This window comes from Nibribacter ruber (genome assembly GCF_009913235.1).
GTDB classification, from domain to species: domain Bacteria; phylum Bacteroidota; class Bacteroidia; order Cytophagales; family Hymenobacteraceae; genus Nibribacter; species Nibribacter ruber.
In genome coordinates this window covers 1655445-1674678 of record NZ_CP047897.1, presented here as the reverse complement: position 1 = coordinate 1674678, position 19234 = coordinate 1655445, and the positions used below count along the sequence as shown (strand labels likewise).

At 50.1% G+C, this 19234-nt stretch carries 15 protein-coding genes; 9 read left to right on the top strand and 6 right to left on the bottom strand.

Features of this window, described 5'->3' with window-relative positions; translation table 11 throughout:
- Positions 1-60 precede the first annotated feature (60 nt).
- Entirely contained in the window at positions 61-888 is an 828-nt protein-coding gene (locus tag GU926_RS07085; RefSeq protein WP_160690400.1) for an enoyl-ACP reductase FabI, read from the top strand.
- A gap of 149 nt (positions 889-1037) precedes the next feature.
- Here the strand turns inward: GU926_RS07085 and GU926_RS07080 are convergent, their stop codons facing one another.
- The gene (locus GU926_RS07080) at positions 1038-1409 is read right to left on the bottom strand and encodes a cupin domain-containing protein (protein WP_160690385.1); all 372 of its coding nucleotides are present in this window, start codon (positions 1407-1409) and stop codon (positions 1038-1040) included.
- Between the two features lie 6 nt (positions 1410-1415).
- The gene (locus tag GU926_RS07075; RefSeq protein ID WP_160690383.1) at positions 1416-1661 is read right to left on the bottom strand and encodes a Kazal-type serine protease inhibitor domain-containing protein; all 246 of its coding nucleotides are present in this window, start codon (positions 1659-1661) and stop codon (positions 1416-1418) included.
- Between the two features lie 255 nt (positions 1662-1916).
- On the opposite strand from GU926_RS07075, the gene GU926_RS07070 reads away from it, so the two are divergent.
- Both GU926_RS07070 and GU926_RS07065 read left to right on the top strand, forming a co-directional pair.
- Positions 1917-2192 carry a YtxH domain-containing protein gene (locus GU926_RS07070; protein WP_160690381.1) on the top strand — a complete coding sequence of 92 codons (276 nt, stop codon included), beginning with the start codon at positions 1917-1919 and terminating at the stop codon, positions 2190-2192.
- A gap of 117 nt (positions 2193-2309) precedes the next feature.
- A complete protein-coding gene (locus GU926_RS07065) occupies positions 2310-2717 on the top strand; it encodes a YtxH domain-containing protein (RefSeq protein ID WP_160690379.1) in 408 nt (135 codons plus the stop codon).
- A 408-nt stretch (positions 2718-3125) separates the two neighbouring features.
- Here GU926_RS07065 and lysS read toward each other — a convergent pair whose 3' ends face one another.
- Positions 3126-4649 carry a lysine--tRNA ligase gene (gene lysS / locus GU926_RS07060; protein WP_160690377.1) on the bottom strand — a complete coding sequence of 508 codons (1524 nt, stop codon included), beginning with the start codon at positions 4647-4649 and terminating at the stop codon, positions 3126-3128.
- A gap of 885 nt (positions 4650-5534) precedes the next feature.
- Here lysS and GU926_RS07055 point away from each other — a divergent pair.
- Positions 5535-6002, top strand: coding sequence for a hypothetical protein (locus GU926_RS07055; RefSeq protein WP_160690375.1), 468 nt, complete (start codon positions 5535-5537; stop codon positions 6000-6002).
- Between the two features lie 104 nt (positions 6003-6106).
- Here the strand turns inward: GU926_RS07055 and GU926_RS07050 are convergent, their stop codons facing one another.
- On the bottom strand, positions 6107-7141 hold the full coding sequence (locus GU926_RS07050; protein WP_160690373.1) for a hypothetical protein: 1035 nt from the start codon (positions 7139-7141) through the stop codon (positions 6107-6109).
- 359 nt (positions 7142-7500) lie between these two features.
- Between GU926_RS07050 and GU926_RS07045 the strand changes: the two genes are divergently transcribed.
- The 4 genes from GU926_RS07045 (at position 7501) to GU926_RS07030 (ending at position 15062) form a co-directional block, all read left to right on the top strand.
- Positions 7501-10893, top strand: coding sequence for an Ig-like domain-containing protein (locus GU926_RS07045; RefSeq protein WP_160690371.1), 3393 nt, complete (start codon positions 7501-7503; stop codon positions 10891-10893).
- A 150-nt stretch (positions 10894-11043) separates the two neighbouring features.
- Entirely contained in the window at positions 11044-12750 is a 1707-nt protein-coding gene (gene ggt / locus GU926_RS07040; protein ID WP_394350777.1) for a gamma-glutamyltransferase, read from the top strand.
- Between the two features lie 118 nt (positions 12751-12868).
- On the top strand, positions 12869-13786 hold the full coding sequence (locus tag GU926_RS07035; protein ID WP_160690369.1) for a PorP/SprF family type IX secretion system membrane protein: 918 nt from the start codon (positions 12869-12871) through the stop codon (positions 13784-13786).
- Positions 13787-13898: 112 nt separating this feature from the next.
- On the top strand, positions 13899-15062 hold the full coding sequence (locus tag GU926_RS07030) for a trans-sulfuration enzyme family protein (RefSeq protein WP_160690367.1): 1164 nt from the start codon (positions 13899-13901) through the stop codon (positions 15060-15062).
- Between the two features lie 96 nt (positions 15063-15158).
- On the opposite strand, the gene GU926_RS07025 is transcribed toward GU926_RS07030, so the two are convergent.
- A complete protein-coding gene (locus tag GU926_RS07025; RefSeq protein WP_160690365.1) occupies positions 15159-17267 on the bottom strand; it encodes a carboxy terminal-processing peptidase in 2109 nt (702 codons plus the stop codon).
- A 323-nt stretch (positions 17268-17590) separates the two neighbouring features.
- Between GU926_RS07025 and GU926_RS07020 the strand changes: the two genes are divergently transcribed.
- A complete protein-coding gene (locus tag GU926_RS07020; protein WP_160690363.1) occupies positions 17591-18424 on the top strand; it encodes an energy transducer TonB in 834 nt (277 codons plus the stop codon).
- 85 nt (positions 18425-18509) lie between these two features.
- Here GU926_RS07020 and GU926_RS07015 read toward each other — a convergent pair whose 3' ends face one another.
- Positions 18510-19052 carry a hypothetical protein gene (locus GU926_RS07015; RefSeq protein ID WP_160690361.1) on the bottom strand — a complete coding sequence of 181 codons (543 nt, stop codon included), beginning with the start codon at positions 19050-19052 and terminating at the stop codon, positions 18510-18512.
- Between the last annotated feature and the right edge of the window lie 182 nt (positions 19053-19234).

Sequence of the window (19234 nt, the reverse complement as noted above, 5' to 3'; positions counted from 1 at the left end):
TTTTTTCATATTTGCCACGGTCTTTCAAAAGGACCCAACCACAAAGAAAAAATTACAAGTATGGCATACAACTTACTGAAAGGAAAGCGCGGAATCATTTTCGGGGCGCTGGATGAGAAATCAATCGCTTGGAAAGTGGCCCAAGTGGCGCATGCAGAAGGGGCAACGTTTGTTTTATCCAACGCGCCGCTGGCCATGCGCATGGGTGAGATCAATAAACTAGCCGAGGCCACTGGTTCTCAGATTGTACCGGCAGACGCTACCTCAGTAGAAGATTTGACCAACCTGTTCACGCAGGCGCAGGAGATTTTGGGTGGCAAGATTGACTTTGTGCTGCACTCCATTGGCATGAGCCCCAACATCAGAAAGAACAAGCCTTACGGCGACCTTAACTATGACTGGTTCATGAAGAGCATTGACGTGTCTGCCTTGTCTTTCCATAAGGTGATGCACGTAGCCGAGAAATTGGACGCCATGAACGAGTACGGTTCTATTTTGGCTCTGAGCTACATTGCTGCCCAGCGCGTATTCCCAGACTACACAGACATGGCCCAAGCCAAAGCCATGCTGGAGTCTATTGCCCGCAGCTACGGCCACCGCTTTGGTAAGCTCAAAAAAGTGCGCGTGAACACCATCTCGCAATCGCCTACCAAAACCACGGCTGGTACCGGCGTTGGCGGGTTTGACGCTTTCTTTGACTACGCAGACAAGATGTCGCCGCTGGGCAACGCCTCTGCCGAGGACTGCGCCAATTACTGCGTGACTCTGTTCTCTGACTTCACCAGACAAGTAACCATGCAAAACCTCATGCACGACGGTGGTTTCTCCAGCATGGGCATCTCTGAAGACGTAGTAGAAGTACTGGAAGCCAACGCTCCTAAGAACTAGTTTTTTAGATTTGAAAATGTGGAGGGAGAGTGATGTGAAAATATCTTTTCCTCCTGTTCATGATAAAAACAGAAAGGCCGCCCTTGATAGAGCGGCCTTTCTGTTTTTTGGCTATTTTCTGGAAAACAAGCCAAAAAGCATCACCAAATCTATTCTTCCTCCCGATGCACGGTGTCCATGTTAAACGCGGGAACGCAGACAGACCAGTATTCGCATTCCTGGTCATATGGATTGGCGTAGCGGATGCGGGCACCGGCTTTGATAAGCAGCGTTTGGCCAGCGCTGAGTTCTATCACCTCGCCGTCTATCTCAATCTGTTTTTTGCCCCTCAGGACAATGGTGACTTCGTCAAAGGCCGGGGTTTGGTGTGGTTCGCTCCAGTGAGGTGGGGCTATCATGTGGGCCACGCTAAAGGCGCTGGTCTGGGTGCTGGCCAATCCAAAATGCTCTTCAATCAGTTTGCCGTCTGTGGTGGGTACTCTGAAAGGGGCGGTCTGTAATACGTATTTCTTGTTTTCCATAATCGCTTATTGGGCGTTTTCCTTGGTGGCACATTCGCCTTTGGTAAATGAGGTAACGCCGGCGTTAGTAGCGGTGCAGGCGTTTCCGTAGGTTTTGCCGTCGCAGCCGCACACAGGGTCATACTGCATGGTACAGGCCATGTCTGTTCTTATTTTGGCGGGGTCAATGCAGGTGCTGTCTGGCGTCTGCTGGCAGCCTGCCGCAATGAAGATTGCCGCCATTGGGAGTAGATTCAAAATGCTCTTTTTCATAGGGTAAGGAGTTGGTGGTGGTGCACGCCTTTAATAGGCATGCGTACTTGTTACGGCTAGATAACCGTTTTTGGGCTAATTTTCAGAAAACAGACCAAAAACGCTAACCTGTTCTCGTATAAATACGTAAAAAACTAAATATATAAGTTGTAATATATTTACGACTTTCCATATGATTGCAAACCACTTCAGCGTTTTGGCGTAAAGAAGCCTCGGCTGAAAAATACATGTCACAATACTTCTTTCCATACGATTATGAAAAACGATAGCACAAAAATTTTAATTGCCGCTGCGGCAGGGGCAGCGGCTGGCGTAGTAGCCGGTTTGTTAATGGCACCAGGCACTGGTAAAGACTCAAGAGACGGACTCATGAAAATGGCCGGTCAGGTGGCGGAAAGCTTCAATGGCCAGGTAGCCGTGTACATGGAGAAATTCTCTGGCCTGGCCAGCATGCTTAACAACGCCAACCAAGACAATGCCATGTCTGTGGGAGCAGACGCCAACACCGGAAGAACCTCTGACCAAGCCTAAGCCACAAACAATGGGAATAGCCTATATAACCAAAAGCGCGTATTCCCGTTAAGTCTGAAAGGCAGTGTCTAAGGGCAGGGCCTTTTATCAGAATAACAAGTACTTAAACGTAAAACCATGAAAAAAGACAATAACGGAAAAATCCTTCTGGCTATGTTGGCAGGCGCTAGTGCCGGTGTCATTGCTGGTATCTTAATGGCCCCTGAAACAGGTGAAGCCACTCGCGGTAACCTGAAAAAATCAGCCTCTAAGTTGGGCAAAGACCTGGAGTCTAAGCTACAGGCGGGTATGGAACAACTGCAGTCTATGAGCGCTGGCGCTGGTTCTTTGTTGAACAAAGTGAAAGGCGGCTCTGGCGATGCAGACGTGACCAACACTGGTTCCAACACCAATGCTACGTCGCATTTGGCCAACAACCCAACCGGCGGCAACATTGAGGCAGCCGGCGAAGCTACCCCTTCTGGTGCCAAAGCCCCTTCTAAAGGAGCCAAAACCACCGGTGGAGGAGCCAATACCGCTTCCTAATCTCAAATTCTTTGGCGGTTCTGTAACCTAAGGGGTGCTAAGGCCGTTAAAGAAGGTAGATATGATTGGTTAAATAGATAAAGTGAAAGCGATGAAGTAGAACTGAGCAAGTCACTTTTTGTTGAAACTTAGAAGTAGAGTCCGATTTAGGAATTGTTTTTAAGGGATACAAGAAGCGCTTAGGGAACAAGACGAAAGTCACATCCAAAAGTAACCTTACGATATTTAACCAATATGAAAAGCCTTCCCAAACGGGGAAGGCTTTTCGCTTTTATAGACTTTCCGTTTTTGGGCTGTTTCCTGAGAAATACGCCAAAAACAGAAAGGCCGCTCTTGTTGAAGAGCGGCCTTTCTGTTTTATATAAACTGATAAACATTAGCACATCAGCACATTAAAAAATTAGCACATTAAGAATTGTTCTCTGGCTTCATTTGCGGGAAGAACAACACGTCCTGGATAGAATGCGAGTTGGTCATGATCATGCTCAGGCGGTCAATGCCAATACCCAAACCGGCGGTTGGCGGCATGCCGTACTCCAGGGCACGCAAGAAGTCTTCGTCCAAGACCATGGCCTCTGTGTCACCACGCTTGCCTAGTTCCAGCTGCTCCTCAAAGCGGGCGCGCTGGTCAATCGGGTCGTTGAGCTCAGAGAAGGCGTTGCAGATTTCTTTGCCGTTGCAAATGGCTTCAAAACGTTCTACCAAACCTTCTTTGCTGCGGTGCTTCTTGGCCAATGGGCTCATCTCTACAGGGTAGTCGGTGATGAAGGTTGGCTGAATCAGCTGCGCCTCACATTTCTCCCCGAAGATCTCGTCAATGATCTTTCCTTTCCCGATGTTCGGGTCTAGTTTGATGCCTAGGCTGGCTGCAGTCTCACGTAATTGCGGCTCATCCATTTCAGAAATGTCAATCTTGGTGAAGTGCTCAATGGCTTCAAACATGGTGAAGCGTTTCCAAGGACGCGCGAAGTTGATGATGTTCTCACCTACCTGCACCTCAGTGGTGCCGTGCAGCGCCAAGGCTACTTTCTCTACCATCTCTTCTACCAGGTCCATCATCCAGTAGTAGTCTTTGTAGGCTACGTACAACTCCACCTGCGTGAACTCGGGATTATGGAAACGGGACATGCCTTCGTTTCTGAAGTCCTTAGAGAACTCATACACGCCGTCAAAGCCACCCACAATCAGACGCTTCAGGTACAGCTCATTGGCAATACGCAGATACAAGGTCATGTCCAAGGTGTTGTGGTGCGTCTTGAACGGACGGGCCGCGGCACCACCGTACAAAGGCTGCAGGATAGGGGTTTCCACTTCCAGATACCCACGCTCGTTCAAATACTCGCGCATGGTGTTCACCAGCTTGGTGCGCTTGATGAAGGCCTCTTTCACGTGCGGGTTTACTACCAAGTCCACGTAGCGCTGACGGTAGCGTAATTCTGGATCAGAGAAGGCATCGTATACATGCTCTACGCCGTTTTCGTCTACCTCACGCTTCACAATAGGAAGTGGTTTCAAGGACTTGGCAAGTAAAGTCAGTTCAGTTACGTGCACAGACGTTTCACCAACTTGGGTCTTGAATACATAGCCTTTGATGCCAATGAAGTCGCCAATGTCCAGCATCTTCTTGAACACCGTGTTGTACAGGTCCTTGTTCTCGCCGGGCGCGATGTCATCTCTGGATACATAGATCTGGATGCGGCCCGAGCTGTCCATGAGTTCGGCGAAAGACGCCTTGCCCATCACGCGGCGGCTCATGAGGCGACCGGCCAGCGTTACTTCCTGGAAGTTGTTTTCTTCTGGATTGTACTTCTCTTTTATATCCTTGGCCGTGGCATTTACTTCAAAAAGTTCGGAAGGGTAGGGGTTTATGCCCATCTTCTGGAGCTCTTCGCGCTCATGGCGCCGGCGTAGTTCCTGTTCGCTTAATTGCATGGAAACGTCTAATTCAGTGGATTCTATAATTCAACCCGCGAATTTCGGAAATTATTTGCAGACCCGGGCAGAATCCCATCAGAAATACCCCAGCTAGGAGAAGACAATCTGTAGCATGGCATCCTAAAGGCATGCTCGTTTTTGGCCTGTTTTCCAGAAAATTGGTCAAAAACGAGAGTTCAAGTCGAAGGGATGGATTCGGCTGGTGAGATAGGATCAGACCTTGATTAGCTCTAGAACGCATTATTTTCCAACCCCCAGACCCACTCAAATCAGGAGGGATCCTTATCGTCTACAGACGTAAACACCCCCCTTCGCCCCCCTCAAGGGGGATCTGCAATTAATTAAGGCATGCGGAGTAATATCTAGCCCTGTATCAAATCATCGGATGCTGGACCAATCAATCCAAGCAAAAGATAACAGATAAGGTAACCGTGCGCAGCACGCATGACTCTGCATCGACAGGAACCGCAATTACCAGCAACAAGCCAACCAACCATCCAACGAAAGCAGGACTGGAACCCAAGCCAGTCCTGGTCCTGAGCGCCTCTGGTGTTTGTGCGCCGCGGCCAGCGGCGGCAGGGACAAAGTCCCACAAACAACAGCAGCGCGAAGGGAAAGGACGGGGCCCCGCGGCCGTGACCGCTTACCAGAGAAGATGAAACAAGGTTGGTCATTCGCACCACATCAGAAGGCATTACCAAGGGAATAGCCAACGGAAGTGCACTAAGGTGTAACTGCAAGTCACGGAAGTAATATCCTGGCTATAGAAAAGAGAACACCAATAACAACCATGAACCTTGAAACGAAACCCTTACTTTCCAGCATAAACCAATCCTTCAAAGCCAAATCACGTTATAGCCTGTACACATTCCTACCCAACCTATGAAATGCGAACTGACCTTGATCTTTGAGGAAAACGACGGCACCCTACGGTGGCTTTTCAATATTTTAATCTATGCGCACCAGATAAGCGACCCCGAAGTACGCGCAGCCCTACAGCCCACGCTTCAGGAATTTCTGCACGAGCGGAGTTACAAAGAAGTGCTTAGACTGGCAGACACCGACATGGAGGAACAGGCATTTGTGAAAGATTACCTGCTTCAGGACCTAATCAAGTTCAAGACCGACCAGGTGAAAATGAAGGGCGAAAAAATCAAGGCCATGTGCTTCACCATTGAGCAGGCAGGAAACATGCAGCGAGAGGCAGATCCCAACTCGGTGTCTCAAGAAGTGCTCACCCTGTTTGAAGGCCATGAAGAACGCTTGAGCCAAATAAAAGACTGCATGATCAAAGCCCTGGAGGAAGCTGGCGCCAGTCAGATACAAATAGGCAGCCTAGCTTCTCAGTAAAGACGCTAGTAAAAGACATATGCCGTTTTTGGGCTGTTTTCTAGAAAACAGCCCAAAAACGGCATATGAACAGAATATTATCTCAACCTTTAAAAGAAAGAAGCTTACGCCGCAACCGCCATAGGGGTAGACGTATCTTCTGTAAACAGCGGTTGTACTTGCGTTTTGAACCGGTTTTCTACAAAGCTGTTGCGCAAATGCTCCGGCAGATCAGCCACCAGTTTCTGGTACGCCTCCAAACCCAATGCCTTGGCCACGTAGCTTTCATGTACGCCGTTGAGGTAGCTCACAATAGACAGCAGAGACTCATGGAAGAGCTTAAAGTCAATGGCGGCTTCCACAAAGCGATCAATCTCCTTCTGGCTGGAAGAAATGCGCAGGCGGCTCAACAAATCAAACAACGTGGTGTAGCCCATGCGCCAGGTAATCTGCTGCCAGTGTTGGGCACTCCACTTGTCTAAGACCAAGCCGGTCTTGGCACTTCTAATGGCCGTAGCAGGATTGCCTTGAATCTGCGACCGGATGCCCGTGGCCACCAACTTGCGCGTAGTGCGCAGGAACTGACCAATCTGGGCCTGGGCCTCAATCTCCTTGCCCGCAATCTGCAGACCTGGTTTATAGCCCGCCAGCGGAAGCCTATGCACGCTAAAGTCATTGTACGCCCCCGCGGCATAAAACCCGACAGCCCTGGGATAGGCATTCTTCACCACCAGCCGGCCTGCTTCCCTTCTCAAAACCGCGTCATGGTTGGTCTTAACACCCAGCGTGTACAGAAACGCCTGCAGCCCGGCAAAGACAGAATAATACGCCTGCGGAAACGTCCAGTGCAGGGCATTGCGCAAATAGGTCTCATCGCCTAATTCGGCGGTGGCGCGCAAGGCATACTCCGTGCTCCAGCAGTTGTGCAGAATCTTGGTAAGCGCCTGCTGGTCGGTTTCTGTCAAGTCTGCGGTATGGGCCCTGAAAAACGCCAGGTGCTTGACGCCTGCCTCTTCTGAACTATGGTGGATATGGTAATTAATGGCAAAAAAATAGTTGAGAAAGACCTGCGCCGGAATGGATTTCCGCCAGGCTCCCTCGTCTTGCTTTTGCTCTTCCTGGAAGAGCGGAATCACGTTCTCGTCTACTACCTTCTTCATGTTTTATCAACAAAAAACACCTTGCGTGAGTTGCATTTAAGTAGCTTATGTGGCGTGTTTAAGTTGTTGAATTACAATGTTTTACAAAATAATTTAGAATTTATTTCAGGCGGTAGAATATGCATGAAAGCGTCTTAGGTAGGAGGTCCATTTTTTGCGTTTGGTGGCGAGAAATGGAAGGAGAAGAAAGGAATTGATGAGCCCTTGGTACAGAAGAAAAAAATAACTCAATCATAACATGCAGTCCAATCCAAATGGCTACTTTTGTTTAACATGAGCAAATCCTCATTCTGCTGTATATAAGGCGATTGAGGGCCTTACTTCCTACTAACTAAACTCCTTTTCAAAACTTAATTTCTATGGTGAAACCTTTACACAAACTTAGTCTGCTTCTAGTGGCTGGCCTTTGGCTCGGGAGCGGTAATGATGCACAGGCGCAAGTAAACTTATCTTCTGCGAGCTATACCCAGAACTTTGAAGGAATGGGTACTACGCTTCCTGCGGGGTGGGAGGCATTACGTCTTGCTGGTTCTGGAACTATCAACCAATCGCTTTCTCCAGTAGTGAATGATGGCAGTGGTAATTCAGGGGCAATCTATAGTGTTGGGGCTGCTAGTGCCGCAGACAGAGCCTTAGGCGTTCTAGCTTCTGGTTCCACTGTGCCAGCTTTTGGAATTGCTTTTAAAAATACTTCGGGTGCCACTAAATCTGGGCTTACCATTGAGGCTATGATGGAGCAATGGAAAACAGGCTCTCTTGCAACTGTAAATGAGGAGGTAATTTTTGAATACAGCCTGGACGCAACAAGCTTGTCCACCGGGATCTGGAAAACTTTAGCAAGCCTTAATTTAGTTGAAAAGCTAACGGACGCTGTTGATAATGCCGCGGTGAATGGTAATTTGGCTGCTAACAGAACGGCCATTACAGGAACCATCACAGAGACTTTAGCTCCAGATGCGATTATTTACCTAAGATGGAAAGATACAAATGATGGTGGAAATGATGGTATCTACGCCATTGATGACTTTTCTGTAAGTTTTATAGCTGGTGCCACAGACGTAACCGCCCCTTCTTTAGGCGCTACGCCGTTTATGCCGGCAGACAACGCTACAGGAATTGCTACCACCACCAACTTGACCATTACTTTTAATGAAGCGGTGAAACTGGGTGCGGGTGCCTTTACCTTGTACAATCTTTCAGACAACACTAATTCAGCGTTGACGGCAGCCGTAGAAGGTTCTACGGTAACCTTGACCAGCGCTACCGCTTTGCAGCCAGGTAAGAACTACGCCATTCAGGTTGCGGCCAACGCTGTTACTGATATAGCAGGCAATGCATTTGCCGGTATCACAGACAACACCACCTGGAATTTCACTACGGCTTCTACTGCTTCGCCGGTGATTACCACGGCTGTTTCTAGCCTTACGTTTGGCACTACGTCTCAGGGCAAGACTTCTGCCGTGCAGTCGTATGAGTTCTCTGCATCTAACTTGACAGGTGATGTGACCGTGGCCGTAACAGGTCCTTTCCAGATTGCCAAGAGAGCGGCGGCTGAACTAGGAAACTTTGGCACTACCGCGTTAACCTTCACCCAGGCAGAGATTACGGCCGGTGAAAAAGTATATGTGCGTTTTGCACCTTCTGCTGCTGGTGCCGCCACTGGGTCCATCACTCACAATACAACCGGTGGCCAGGAAGTAACCGTAGCCTTGACTGGTTCGGCTTTTAATCCATATGTACAGAACTTCAATGATGCTGCGTTCCTGACCAACAGCGGCTGGAGCCAGTTTAGCGTTAGCGGTGCTCAGGTTTGGGCCAGCACTAACTTCGGTCAGACTTGTTTGTCTGGTTGCACCAACGAAACCCCGGACAAAGCCGCTCAAATCAACGGTTATTCCAACGGTAACAATGTAAACGAAGACTGGTTGATTTCGCCGTCCATGGACTTGGCCAGCTTCACCAACTACCCAGTGCTGCAGTTTGCCTCTATCTCTGCCTTTGCCGGCAACCAGCTGAAACTGATGTACTCTACGGATTATACAGGCACTGGCAACCCAACTGCCGCCACCTGGACCGAGATCCCTAACGTATTCCCGGCCTCTAACAGCAGCGTTTGGACCGTGGCCGAAGGAATTGAACTGCCTAAGAATGCCAACGTATATGTTGCGTTTGTGTACACCTCTACCGCTGAAGCTGCGTCTAGATGGACGGTAGACAACTTTAAAGTAGAAGACAAAGCTTCTTTCTACCAAATCCCTACTTCGCTTCTGTCCTTTGGTGAGGTTGCTCCAGGTGCCATGTCAGATCCACAGACCTTCACCTTAAAAGCAGCTGGTTCTGGAAACGTGACCGTGACTGCTCCTGCTGGCTTCAAAGTGAAAGCTTCTGGTTCTACGTATGAGCAAAGCGTAGTAGTTACTGAAACCGCCGCTGCCGCTGGTCAGATAATCTCAATAGTGTATGCACCCACCACCAAAGTTGTATTGCAGAAAGGCGCAATTGCCATCACAGGCACTGGCTTAGATGTGAAAACCATCATGGTAGAAGGTAGTTCTTACTTTAAGTCTGAGACTTTTGAGGTGACCACCTTCAACATGGAGTTCTTCGCAACAGACATGAAGAGCGACACAAACTTTGAGTACGGCCCAACCAATGACGCTTTACAGGTAGAGAACGCTACCAAAGTAATGCAGACTATTAAGTCAGATATTTTTGCGGTACAGGAAGTAGTAGATGAGCCAGAGTTGGACAAAGTAGTGGCCGCCATGCCAGGCTATGCCAAGAGAATTTCTCCTGCGTATTCCTTCTCTGTAAGACAATCCAACAACACCACGCCATTCCCGGCCCAGAAAGTAGGTTTTGTGTACAACACCGCCACTGTGACGCCAGTTGGCTTTAGAGTAATGTTTGAAGACCTGTACAAGAGAACAGTAGACGGTGCCACCAACACAGGCATTGACGCTGGTTTCTGGTCTTCGGGTCGTCTGCCGTACATGGGCATCTTCAACGTAACCGTAGATGGTAAAACCCAGCGCGTATACGTTGTGAACGTCCATACTAAGGCAGGTTCTGAGTCTGGGGACTACACAGACAGACTGAAAGACGTACAGGTATTGTCAGATTCCTTGAAAGCCCACTACGGCAACGTGAACCTGATTTTGCTAGGTGACTTCAACGATGACGTTTCCAAGTCAACCAGAGGCGCCAACTACGTAAGCACCTTCAACCCGATTGTGACCGACGTAGCCAACTACAAGACTCTTACCTATGAGTTGAGCCAGGCAGGAGCCACTTCTCACCCAACGGTCTCTGGAGGTAACTTCTTAGACCATATTGTAATCTCTAACGAGTTGGTAGACGAATACATTGAGAGCTCCATCGTGATTGAAGATCCTAGAAACTATATCTCTGGATACCTCACCACAACTTCTGACCACCTTCCGGTTACTGCCCGTTTCGCTTTGAGCGGTGCCCTGGGTATCAGAGATGCCATTGCTGGTACGTTTGGCGTCTATCCTAACCCAACGGTAGGTAAGATCACGTTGCAGTTGCCAGCTAAAGTAAGCAAGCAGTCTAAAGTTAACCTGACTCTGTACACCACCCGCGGGGAGGTATTATTGCAGACGGCAGGCACTGAGCAGGCCTTGAACCAGGAGTTGAGCCGCGTGTTGCAAAAATCTGCCGCCGGTCTGTACCTGATCAAGATCCAAGCTGGTTCTGAGACGTATCAGGCCCGCGTGATCAAGAACTAATTCTTACACACAGTAAAGCAAAAGCCTGCCAGACCTTTCTGGCAGGCTTTTTTTATGCAGGTATATTCTGTTATTTACGTACCTCAAGTGTAGAGCAAAGGAGCAGGCGTTTTTAGCCTGTTTTCAAGGAAATAGCCTAAAAACGGATCTATGAAAAAATATACAACCGCATTTGTTCTTTTGTTCACTACTTGCCTCTGGACGGGATGTAGATCTGCAGAACAGGAAACAGGTACGCAGACTTCTACAGGAGTTATAGCCAGCCGGGGAATGGTGGTAAGCGCCCACCCCGAAGCCTCCAAAATAGGCTTGTCCATTCTGCAGAAAGGCGGAAACGCTTATGACGCGGCCGTCGCCACGGAGTTCGCGCTGGCCGTGGCCTACCCTAGGGCTGGTAATATTGGCGGCGGCGGATTTCTGGTTTACCGCAAAAGCGACGGCGAAGCAGGCGCTCTCGACTACAGGGAAAAAGCGCCCAAAGCCGCCTCACGAGACATGTACTTAGATGCCGCCGGCAACATGCAATCAGACCTCAGCACGTTGGGGCACTTGGCTGTGGGCGTTCCGGGCACGGTAGACGGCATGGTTACGCTGCATCAGAAACTGGGCAAGCTATCCTGGGCCGAAGTGGTGCAACCCGCCATTGACCTGGCCACCCGCGGCGTGGTATTGTCACAGCGGGAAGCCGACGGCCTCAATTCCGCGAAGTCTTTGCTGGAGAAATCCAATCACTATCGGCCGCATCTGATAAAAAGTACCGTATGGCAGAAAGGAGACACCCTGCCGTTGAAAGAATTGGCCAGTACGCTAACCCGCATCAGAGACAGAGGGCGCGCCGGGTTTTACGAAGGCGAAACGGCTGAGCTCATTGTGCAGGAAATGCAAAAAGGGAAGGGGCTTATCTCTAAGCAAGACTTGCAAGACTACCATTCTGTCTGGCGCACGCCGGTAAAAGGTAAGTACAAAGACTACACCATTCTCTCCATGCCACCCCCGTCCAGCGGAGGTATTGCCTTGGTACAGCTGCTGCAACTGGTAGAACCTTATGATTTGAATGGGTGGGGCTGGCAGGCACCTAATACGGTGCACGTAATGGCTGAGGCAGAGCGCCGGGTGTACGCAGACCGCGCCACCCACTTGGGTGATCCAGATTTCTACAAAGTGCCGGTAAAAGGTCTCCTGGATAAGGATTATCTGCGACAGCGCATGGCTTCCTTTTCCTTAGAGAGAGCCACCCCCTCGGCGCAGATTCAAGCAGGTGCCCCGGCAAAGGAGAGCGACCAGACCACGCACTATTCTATTGTAGACCAGTGGGGCAACGCGGCTTCGGTGACTACCACGCTCAACGGCAATTACGGTTCCAAAGTAGTAGTGCAGGGCGCGGGCTTCTTGCTCAACAATGAGATGGATGATTTCAGTGCCAAGCCCGGTGTGCCCAACATGTTTGGCTTAGTGGGCGGCGAGGCCAACGCCATTGCACCTGGCAAGCGCATGCTCAGCTCCATGACGCCCACCATTCTGGAGAAGAACGGCCAGTTGTTCATGGTAGTGGGCACGCCCGGCGGTTCCACCATCATCACTTCGGTTTTTCAGGCGGTACTCAATGTAATAGAACACGGCATGAGCATGCAGGAAGCGGTAGCCGCGCCCAGGTTCCACCATCAATGGCTCCCTGATAAAATTGAGCATGAGCCAAAGGCATTGTCACAAGAGGTCAGAGAAAACCTGAAAGCTCGTGGGCACCAACTACAGGAAAGAGGAGCATATGGCGCTGTGGAAGCCATTCTGCGTCTGCCCAACGGTAAACTGCAAGGAGGCGCCGACCCCAGGGGAGATGACACCGCCTTGGGATATTGATAGTTAAAGCGGCACTCACGCAATAGGAAGCATGTCTGAACTTTAAAACTTTTAATATGGTTGGAGGGTAAATTAATCTTATATCAAATTTTAAGAACGTAACTCTCTTCCCCTATCCATGAAACTGAAACAATTACTGGCCTTCTCCCTATTGCTATTGACCGGAGCCGCTTACGGGCAAAGTTCCTCGCAAAGACACCAGAGCTTCATTCCCAGGTTGTACCATCAAAACTATTTTTTCCTGAACCCTGCCTTCGCGGGGGCTGAGGGCAAAAAAGAAGTGGGCATCACCACGCACCTGAACTCCCTGGGCGGCGAATCGTCCACGGCACCCTTGTCTGTTTTGGCCTATTATCATGGTGCCGTAGGAGACACCACCCGCAACGGAGTAGGCGTGGTAGCCTTGTATGATCAGTTTGGTCCCTACTGGCTGGGCAAATTGGGATTAAGCTATACCAAACGATTTAAACTAGGACCAGAGAGCGGACTGGGCATTGGCGCAGAGCTGTCTGGCAAGTACCTGAATGTAGACTTGGCTGAATTCTCCAGAATCTACGCCGTTAAACCCATGGTGGGCCATGACAATGACTTAAGGCCAGACGTAAACATGGGCCTTTGGCTGAACGTGCAGGATTTCTTCGCCGGGGCCACCTTTGCCAATCTGCTGGAACCCACCTTCAACCTGACCGGTGCCTCTGAGGTGCATGATGAACGCGAACTGTACCTGACGGCGGGTTATAAATTCACCTTAACCCAGGACGTAAACATCACTCCCTCGCTTTTTCTGGACAAGCCCTTGAACGGCGGAAAGCTGGCCCAGCAATACAATGTACTGGCCAACGTGAAGATGATTTCTGTAGGCGCCACCTACCGCAACGGAAGCAGATATGAATTTGAGCAGGCGCCCTGGAGCTTGAATGCAGGGGTAAAACTAGCAGACCGGTTCTCCCTGTTAACTTCCTATGACCTGACCCAGGAGAAAAACGGCTATGAGCCAGACCCGCAGGTAGAAGCCAGCCTGAGAATGAAATTCTAGTCATACCTCTTTGAGTAAACACAAAAGGCTTGCCTATTCGGCAGGCCTTTTGTGTTTTATGAACCTTACAGGAGGCGCTTGAGTAAAAAGAGCAGAACCAAATTCTTTGGCCATGGACCTCTCTTATATATTGAATGAGCTGGGCGAAGACCGCGCGGCGTACTTTAACGCGGTGGCACCTCCCATCATTCAGTCCAGTAATTTTGCCTGCCCCACGGTAGAAGATTTCAGGTATGCCTTGCAGCATGAAGCAGAGGTAGACTTTTACTCCAGAGGCAACAACCCCACCGTAGACATTCTGGAAAAGAAGATGGCCGCCCTGGAGGGCACGGAGCACGCCATTGCGCTTGGCAGCGGCATTGCAGCGGTGTCTGCCGCCGTGCTGTCCCAAGTGAAGGCCGGTGACCATATCGTGTGCGTGAACAAGCCATACACCTGGGCCAATGCACTCATGAATAAGTTTCTGCCTCGGTTTGGGGTGGAGGTGACTATGATAGATGGAACGGTGGCGGAGAATTACCGGCTAGCCACCAAAGAGAACACCGTTCTGTACTACCTGGAGAGTCCCAATTCCTTCACTTTTGAGCTACAGGACATAGCCGCCATCACCGCCATTGCCAAAGAAAAGAACATTTGTACCATCATTGACAATAGCTTCTCTAGTCCGCTTTACCAGAACCCGGCTACCTTGGGCGTGGACCTGGTAGTACATGCGGCTACCAAATACATAAGCGGTCACAGTGATACCATGGGCGGTGTCATCTGCGGGTCTAGTGAGAAAATCAACCACATCTTTGAGCGCGAATACATGACCTTGGGTGCTGTACTTTCGCCACATGATGCCTGGTTGCTGATTAGGGGCCTCAGAACCTTACCGGTGCGCATGGAGCGCATTGCCCAAACCACGCGGCAGGTGATAGCCTTTCTGGAGCAGCGCCCCGAGGTTGCCAAAATCTACTGGCCGTTCCTGCCCAGCCATCCGCAGTATGAACTGGCTAAAAAACAAATGCGCAACAATACCGGGCAGTTCACCATTCAACTAACCTCAGAGGATGTGCCGGAGATTGAACGCTTCTGTGACAGCTTGCAGCACTTTTTGATGGCGGCGTCCTGGGGTGGGCATGAATCCCTTATTTATCCTACGGTGGCCTCTTATAGAGAAGGCAATTATCGGTCTAACCTGCCGCACAACCTCATCAGGTTCTACATTGGTCTGGAAGAGGCAGACTACCTGATCAAGGACCTGGCGCAGGCGTTTGACAAAATGAAAGCCTAGCCGTTTTTAGCTTGTTTTGCCGGAAATAAGCAAAAAACGCCACCTCTGTCTGGCAGAGGTGGCGTTTTGGTGAGAGGCTGACTCAGGTTCTACTGCTTATAACTCATCTTTTAAGATGGCTACTGCTTCCTGAATGTACAGGTCTTTCTTGGCGTTGCGCGTGAACGCACTGAAACGGGCAGAGGCAGAAGTGTCAGCGGCCAGTTTCTTCACATCGGCTTTCAAGGTGGCTACGTCCAGCTGAGGAATGCTCTTGCGGGCTTCTTCCAGTTTCTTGGCCTCGGCCTGGTTTTTCTTTTCTTCTGCCATGTAGGTGGTCAATTTAAGCGAACGCAGGGTAGACTCAGATCTTTCTTTCAGGCGCAGGGCGCTTTGATTGATCAAAGAGAACGTGGCACTGTTGGAAACTCTGGCCTTGGACGCGTTTTTCAGCTTGTCCATGGGCAGGGAAGGACTCTGCCAGGCAGAGAATTTGGCTGCCGGAATCTCATCAAACGGCAACGCGTGCTCTTGCTCTTTCTCACCGTATTTCAAGTACGTGTAGGTATCTGGTAAGATGATGTCTGGCGTGACCCCGCGCATTTGGGTGGTGCCTCCGCTAACCCGGTAATATTTCTGGGTAGTGAGTTTCACGTGGCCCAACGGTTTTACGGCGTTAAAAGTGGCAGGTAGCACCTGGTCCAGGTTGAAGAACTGCTGAACGGTTCCTTTGCCATAGGTAGAACTCCCCACAATCACTCCGCGCTTGTAATCCTGAATGGCCGCAGCCATGATCTCAGAGGCAGAGGCACTGTTCTCATTTACCAATACCACCAGAGGTCCGGTGAACTGAAGCTGCGGGTCACGGTCTTCCAGTACGGCGGGCGCTCCCGTGGCAGATTTCACCTGCACCACCGGCCCCGACTTGATGAACAAGCCTACCATGTCTACTACGTCTTGCAGTGAACCACCGCCGTTGTTGCGCAAATCAAGAATGATTCCCTGGGCGTTTTCTTCCTTCAGTTTCTCAATCTCTGTGGCTACGTCGTCACCGCTGTTGCGGCCACCTGTGCCGTTAAAGTCAGCGTAGAAGGCAGGCAGTTGAATATACCCGATGGGCTTAGGGCCGTTGATGAGCAATGACTTGGCAAAGCCTTCTTCGCGCACCACCACGTCTCTAATGATAGAAATGTTTTTCAAGGTGCCGTCTACTTTTTTAACGGTAAGCCGCACCTCAGTGCCTTTCTTACCCCGTATCAAGGTCACGGCTTTGTCCAGGCGCATGCCCTGCACGTCTACTGGCTCTTTGCTGCCTTGGGCTACCTTCAAAATCATGTCACCGGCTTTCAGCTCACCTTGCATGTAAGACGGGCTGCCAGGAGTTATTTCAGAGACGCGTATGTAGCCGTCTTTTTCGGTTAACACGGCGCCAATGCCTTCCAGGGTGCCAGAAAACTCAATGTCAAAGTCTTCTTTCTCCTTAGGAGCGAAGTATTCTGTGTGTGGGTCAAAAACGTTGGCGAACGCATTGAAGTAAGTAGAACGCCAGTCTTCGTTCTCCAGCTGGCTCATGCGCTTGAAGAGGTCATCATAGCTTTCCTTGATCTTCTTGCGGGCTTCGGCTTCCATCTCGGCCGGAGTTTTCTTCGCTTCCTGGTTTCCTACCGTGTCTGCCTTCTGCTGGCTGTCTATGGCATCGGCTACTCTAATGAGGGCCTGGTACTTGAGGTACTTGCGCCATTCTTCCTTGAGAGCCGCCTGTGAGGTGGCAAACTTGATCTTGTCTGGCTTCACTTCAATAGACTCGTCCTTGGTAAAGTCAAAGGGCTTGTCCAAGATCTCTTTATAATAGCCCTCGGCTTCTTTCAGGCGCTTGTTCAGGAGTGCCATGGAAAGGTCAAAGAATTTGAAGGAGCCGTTCTTGATCTCATCATCCAGCTGGGTCTGGTACTTGGCCAGTTGGTCCACGTCAGATTTAAGCAAGAACTTTTTATTATAGTCCAGTCGCTCCAGGTAGAGCGCGAAGGCTTTTTTGGAAAGGTCGTCGTCCAGGCGCTCCGGCGAGTAGTGGGCAGAAGAAAGCCCCTGCATCAGTACCTTGGCCAGCACCTCGTTCTTCTGACTGGCGGTAGGGCCTTCCTTCTCCAGAAGTTTATAGGAGGCAATCCCGAATACCACTGAGGCAGCGGTACCGTAAGCAACCAGTTTTGTTTTCAATGAAAGCATATTACAGTGATAAAGTCAGTAAATATATGCAAAAGTAGTGCCTGTTTCTAGGGGCGGCCATATTTCTCTTTAACGGATACTCACCAGGAAAAGGTGTGTGCGTAAGGGCTTATTTGCCCACCCTCAGGGCCGCCTGGTTCAACGCTTTTGCCGGTTTCTCTATTTTAACAACGGTTCGCTCAAGATTGTTCTAAAATCTGCCACGCTCGTCAAATCCCTGACCCTTTGTCTGATAAGTAGGTTCTTTGGAAAATTTATTACAGCCGCGTATGGAAATATAGGGTTTGCTGCATCTAAGGGATATACCAAACACACAAACTGCCATGGAAACCAACCACAACACCCCAGAAACCTTAAACGACATGGTCTTTGAAGGAAGAAACAAAGCCTATGGTGCGTACGCGCTGCGCAAAATGTATCCCAAGCATTTAACCCTGGCCAGTTTTTATGCCGTTGGCTTGTTTGTGTTTCTATTCACCTTTCCGGCCTTGGTGAGTAAAGTAACCGGCAAAGCAGAATTGCCTATTCCTATTGTAAAACCAAACCTAGGGACAATAAAAATCACAGATGTAAAGCTTGCTGAGCTGAAGTTGCCCCAAGAGCCAGCCGTAGCGCCGCCGCCGCCCGCCGGGCCCACTGTCCAACACACCACCTATAAAGTAGTGGAACAAACCAATCAATCCCAGGAAGACATTCCTACCCAGGAAGATTTGAAACAGGCCACTGCTTCCCTGGCCACCAGTGAAGGAAACGGGGAGGCTGTTGCAAATGAACTGCCCGTGGAAGGTGGGGTAGAAGGAGGATTGGGAACCACACCAGACGTCCCTGCCGCAGAGAAGCCAGAAATCTTTCTGTCTGTAGAGAAAATGCCTGAGTTTGAAGGCGGCATGCCGGCCCTAATGAAGTTTGTGAGTAAAAACCTGCGTTACCCACCAGCTGCCCAAAGAAGTGGCATAGAAGGCACTGTGGTGATTAGCTTTGTGGTAAGCCCTACCGGCGACATCACCGATCTTGCCATCCTCAAAGGCCTTGGCTACGGCACTGAGGAAGAAGTGATGCGAGTGGTGAAGAAAATGCCTCGCTGGAAACCTGGCTACCAAAACGGGAACGCCGTGCCGGTGCGGTTTACCATGCCCATTAGGCTTGAAGTCCAATAGGACTTAGTAAATCATCTTTAAAAAGAAATCCCCGGCACCAAAAGAGGTGCCGGGGATTTCTTTTTAATAGAAGGGAGGACGTCTACTATCTGTAGATGTGCTCACCACGGTTGGTGCGCCACTCGTTCTCAAAGTAGTCAGCGTCTTCGGCAGAGCGTGGAGTTACCCCCATCACAATGTTGCCTTCTTTTACGCCAGACTCATATACTTTGGCGCGGTCTTCAGGAATACCAGAACCCACTAAGGCTCCCAGCAAACCACCTGTCAACCCACCGGCACCAGCACCCGCTAAACCAGCGGCCAACGGACCAGCAATTACCAGACCTAAACCTGGCAGGGCTACAGAAGTACCAATGGCGGCAATAGCGCCCACAATGGCTCCTAAAGTACCACCAATGGCAGAACCAGCGCCAGCGCCTTCAAGCGCTTTGTCGCCTAGGTCTGTGTCATTGTTATGGCTATCTGAGAAGTGACGCTTGCGGGCGTCATCGCTCATAATTACGTTTACATCGTCTTTAGAGTAACCGCGGCTGTGTAAGGCATTGTACGCACGCTCTGCACTCTCTCTGTCTCTGAACATACCCGTCATCATACGGTTGCTGCTGGTGTTTCCAGTGTGATTTTCCATAGCTCGTTGTTTTATATTTAGTAAGTGTAACATGGTAATTAAAATTAGCCGGCCGTTGACCGGCCAATTGTTTCTAGTGAGTTGATAAACGCAGGCTATCAGTATAAGTTACACTAACGGGGAGCAACAATTCTGGCTAAAATGAAAAAACGCCTGCGGGAGGGCCGCAGGCGTTTTAACAG